Consider the following 3889-nt stretch of genomic DNA (forward strand, 5'->3'; position numbering starts at 1 on the left):
GCGTTATTGAGCAAAGCCTGCCGAAAGTTGGGATCTAGCAAAACTCGCCGATACTGTTCTAGTCCTAAAAACTGGAGCGGTAAGGGCGAACCGAGCCGCAGGTTGGTAAATGAGAGGATGAAGGCGAGCAGAAATGGCAGGGCAACAAATAGGAATAAGCCGAATAATGCAGGTGCCGCCATCAGTAGCGCCGTGCGGGTATCATCCTTTATTAATGATTTACTCGTCATTATTAGACCTCCTGCAAAAGTAAAAATACAATCTTTCCCTATCCCCTATCCCCCAATACGGTTCGCTTAAGCATAAATATTAGTCCGCGTAGCGAAAAGTGCGGTCTTGGGGTTTCCCCGTCTTGTCGTTTTCTTATTCGGGGGTTCCCCCCGAATAAAAACGCCGCAAGTAGAGCACCTTTTCAAGACAGTCGGACTTTGCCACATTAGCGGCGGTTTCAACCGATGACTAACAAACAAACCGAACCGGATTGCCCTCTCCCCTATCCCCTCTCCCCACTTCCCTATAATTTTGATTGTCTTGACGATCGATCTCGATCGCGGTTGCCGCCTTGTCTAGAGCTGTTTTGACGGGTAAGCCGTTGCGGATATTGGCAAATGCTTCTTGAAAAGCGGAGGTAATGACTGGGTAAGCTGGGGTTTGGGGGCGCGGGACGGTTTCGCCAGCCAGGAGTTGAGCGGCAAACAGGCGTAAAGCTCCTGTGGGGGCGTAGAGCTGAGATCGCGCGATCGCTTGCTTGGTGCCCGGTACAGCGCCATTGACGTTCGCCATTGCTAGGACTTCTTGCGGTTGGAGCAAAAATTCCAGGAAACTCATCGCCGATTTCTGACATGTGGGCGTCGAGCAATTGGTGGTAATCCCCCAATTCCACGAGCCTTGAGCGGTCTTGGAACCCTGCCCAAAATTGGGTAATGGTAAGACCACTAGATCTTTACCGACGGCTTTGGCATAGTCTTTGTAGACCCAGTGACCCACCCAGGAAAGTGGCACCCTGCCGCTGGTAAACGCCGCGTCATCGATGTTGGGATCGACATACCCCTGTTTTAACCAATTTTGGACTGACTGCATCGCGGTAACGGCGCTAGGGCTGTTGAGGCTGCCATTTGCTTTACCGCCCGCCGACTGAATAATTGGCAAAAAGCCGTAAGTCGCCCACTCACCGCGCAGATTGAGTTTGAGATCGAGCACTTGCTTATCTGGATCTCGTGCTGCCAATGCTGCCAATGCTCGATCGAATTCCGCCACCGTCCACGCATCTTGATTACCCTGGGGAATTCTAATCCCAGCGGCTTGAAGCTGGCTGCGCCGACCGTACAGCCCCAGCCCCGAATCAAAGGTCGCCACGGAATACAACCGCCCGCGATAGGTACCTTGCTGGAGAATGGATGGTAATAAATCCTGTTTGACTGATGCCGAAATCAGCTTGTCCATCGGCACGAGATTTTGTTGCCAGACGTAGTTATAGACAAATGGCCCATCGAATTCGAGGACATCGGGTAAATCTTTGGATAAGGCGGCGGCTTGCACCTGGGAGTTATAGGAACCCTCGGGGATAAATGTCAATTCCACTGTCGTCCCCGTCCGCGCCGCATTAAATCGCTGGACTTGGCGCTCCAAAACTTGCCGCTCGGCGGCTTGTCCCGCATGTGCCCACACGCGGACGATCCCTGGACGACTCGGTGGCGAGCTATTGCCAAACGATAAACTATTGCAACTACTTAAACATAGTAGCAGCAAGCTCAAAATATCCCGTGGTTGAAAGCGTCGAGTCATGTTGTGCGCTGACGATCGATGGCGATCGTGAAGGTTCAGGCAAGCAGTCGATCGATTAAAATTAGATTGGAGCTGTGCGATCGAGACAATCTCTGGATCTTTGACTTAGACTTACTCTTGAAATTACCAAACTAGCATCGAGTCGTAATTTAGCTGACTCGATCGAGAAATACCAGCAGTGATGCTTACATTCTACTTCACTCGATCGGTGTTGCCGCAGATGTTGTTAACAACCGCGATCGCACCCTGACACCAAGTTTTAAAAGAGACTTATTCTCAATAAGTGCTGCTTCTTGCAAATAGATCCCAACTCCGATATGATGGTAGCTAACGATCGAAACCGGGTGATGAGTATGTCATTCTACACAGCAGACTCTCTCAAAGCTGAGCTACACGAACGGGGTTGGCGACTGACACCCCAACGCGAAATCATTCTAGACATATTTCAAAACTTAGCCGAAGGCAAACATCTCAGCGCTGAAGATCTGTTCGATCTGCTCCATAATGAAGGACACGATATTAGTTTGTCTACTATTTATCGTACCGTCAAACTGATGGCGCGAATGGGAATCTTGCGCGAACTGGAGCTAGCTGAAGATCACAAGCATTATGAAATCAATCAACCCTACCACCACCACCACCATTTGATCTGCGTCAAATGCAATCAAACGATCGAATTCAAGAACGAATCCGTCTTGAAAATCGGCGATAAAACTTCTAAAAAAGAAGGCTATCATCTCCTCGATTGTCAGTTGACAATTCACGCTGTTTGTCCGAGCTGTCAGCGATCTATCTTACCCGTTTAAGGATTAGATATTTAGTCGTGTCGTCCCAGTAGGGTGGGCACTGCCCACCACACACCATTTAAGCTAATCTAATCCATACTTGTTAGAACACAAACCAGACCTTTTATAAAAGGTCTGGTTTGACATAGCAATAGTTTATTGTCAAAATTTGCTTTAAGGTAGGTAAGTACGAATATTTATTAGATAGATATTGTTCGGAAACCTGAATGGTGGGCAATGCCCACTCTACATAATACTAACACCCAATTCTCAATTCTCAATTAATTTACTTAGCACGGCGCTTAGGAACGGGTCGATCGCGAGAACTAGTCGGCATATTAAAAGCCATATTATAAATCAGCTCATTCGTGCGGGCTGACTTAAATAAATCGACCACAGGCTGAGGATAATCAACGCCAATTCTGACTCCAAAACGTTCCTGTTCGACTGGTAAAAGTTTCCACGGTTCGTGGACTTTAGCGGCGGGAACTCCCTCTAGTTCTGGCAACCAATGCTTTACATACTTACCTTCGCGATCGTAATCATTCGACTGCTTGGTAATATTAAAAAAGCGGAACCCACGCGCATCATTACCGACTCCGGCGGTATAATTCCAGTTGCCCCAATTGCTGCAAACATCATAGTCAATTAGCAGAGACTCAAACCATTCGGCACCCATCCGCCAATCGATACCGAGATTTTTAGTCAAGAAACTCGCCACATTTTGACGACCGCGATTGGACATATATCCAGTTGCGGCGATCTCCCGCATATTAGCATCTACTAATGGATAGCCCGTTTTACCTTCCCGCCACAGATCGAACCGCTCCCAATCTTGTTTCCAAGTGAGATCGACACCTTGGAGTCCCGATAACTTGAACATACTCACGCCATGCTTGGCACAAATAAACCGAAAATAATCCCGCCACAACAATTCAAAAATCAACCAATAAGTCGAATCATTCTCAATCCGCTCGTCCTCATATTTCCTAACTTGCTCGACGATATATCGCGGCGACAGACAGCCCAAAGCCAGCCAAGCGGAAAACTTGGAAGAGTAATCAGCACCTAACATCCCATTACGAGTTTCTTTGTAGATGCGTAACCTGTCATTTTGCCAGATATACTCATCCAATCTCGCCATTCCCGCCGTCTCGCCGCCGCGATATGTCAAAACACCCCGTGAGTCAACTGCGGGCGCGTCTAGCCCCAAATCGCTCAAGCTGGGTAGCTGTTGCAGATCTAGATCTGCTGGTAATGCTGGCAAAGTATTCGGTGTGGGCAAACAAGAGCGAACAGGACTATCTCGCTCGACATCC

General features: G+C 48.4%; 3 protein-coding genes and 1 pseudogene. 1 reads left to right on the plus strand and 3 read right to left on the minus strand.

The features are described from left to right. Both RMO35_RS24635 and RMO35_RS24640 read right to left on the minus strand, forming a co-directional pair. Window positions 1-230 (minus strand): annotated as a pseudogene (locus RMO35_RS24635) (sugar ABC transporter permease); the annotation flags it as partial. A gap of 229 nt (window positions 231-459) precedes the next feature. Further along, complete coding sequence (locus tag RMO35_RS24640; RefSeq protein ID WP_309745314.1) at window positions 460-1785, minus strand: extracellular solute-binding protein; 1326 nt, start codon at window positions 1783-1785, stop codon at window positions 460-462. Between the two features lie 353 nt (window positions 1786-2138). Here RMO35_RS24640 and RMO35_RS24645 point away from each other — a divergent pair, with 353 nt between their 5' ends. Further along, the gene (locus tag RMO35_RS24645; protein ID WP_309745318.1) at window positions 2139-2591 is read left to right on the plus strand and encodes a Fur family transcriptional regulator; all 453 of its coding nucleotides are present in this window, start codon (window positions 2139-2141) and stop codon (window positions 2589-2591) included. A 265-nt stretch (window positions 2592-2856) separates the two neighbouring features. Here the strand turns inward: RMO35_RS24645 and RMO35_RS24650 are convergent. Then, a partial coding sequence (locus tag RMO35_RS24650) for a DASH family cryptochrome (RefSeq protein ID WP_309745316.1) occupies window positions 2857-3889 on the minus strand: 1033 nt, incomplete at its 5' end.

The organism is Chamaesiphon sp. OTE_20_metabat_361 (genome assembly GCF_031364565.1).